The following is a 694-nucleotide window of genomic DNA, read 5'->3' as shown; positions in this document are numbered from 1 at the left end:
TGGTGACCCATTCGGTCATCACGGCGGTCGGCGCGGTTTTCACGGTCAGCGGACGGACGGGCAGGGTGCCGAGCACTTCACGCAGGGTGGAGAGCAGGTCTTCGGCGCGCTTCGGGCTGGCCGAGTTGACCAGAATCAGACCCTGTTTCGGCGCGATGGCGGCGAAGGTCGACGAGCGACGAATGAACGCGCGCGGCAGGAAGGCCTGGATGATTTCATCCTTGATTTGATCGCGTTCCTTCTTATAGACCTTGCGCATCTGCTCGGCTTCGATCTCTTCAACCTTTTCCTTGACGGCGTCACGCACGACGCTGCCCGGCAGAATGCGTTCTTCTTTACGTGCAGCAACCAGCAGGAAATCACCGCTGACGTGCACCAGTGGAGCATCTTCGCCTTTGCCGAACGGCGCGACGAAACCGTAGGTGGTCAACTCCTGGCTTGCACATGGACGCGCCAGTTTGGTGGCCAGTGCAGTTTCCAGCGCCTCGGCGTCGACAGGCAGGTCTTGGGTCAGGCGATAGATAAGCAGGTTTTTGAACCACATGGGGTGAGTCTCTCCTTTATACAAAGGGGGGCATTATTGTCTTCGCCGTGCCGTAGGCCAACCCTTCTCTAAGCCTTTGGAAGGCCTGAGAAAATTATTTAAAAAAGTGCTTGCCAGAGGTTGGGTCGCTCCGTAGAATGCGCGCCACAC

Annotated in this window: 1 protein-coding gene; it reads right to left on the bottom strand. The window is 57.9% G+C overall.

Annotated elements, in window-relative coordinates; genetic code table 11:
- The coding region (gene rdgC / locus DBR24_RS34640; protein ID WP_371921390.1) for a recombination-associated protein RdgC at positions 1–544 on the bottom strand (544 nt) is incomplete at its 3' end.
- Between the last annotated feature and the right edge of the window lie 150 nt (positions 545–694).

Source organism: Pseudomonas sp. HMWF006 (assembly GCF_003061205.1).
In the GTDB taxonomy this organism is placed as follows: domain Bacteria; phylum Pseudomonadota; class Gammaproteobacteria; order Pseudomonadales; family Pseudomonadaceae; genus Aquipseudomonas; species Aquipseudomonas monsensis.
Note: the sequence above shows the minus strand (reverse complement) of the source record. Positions and strands in the feature narration are given on the sequence as shown.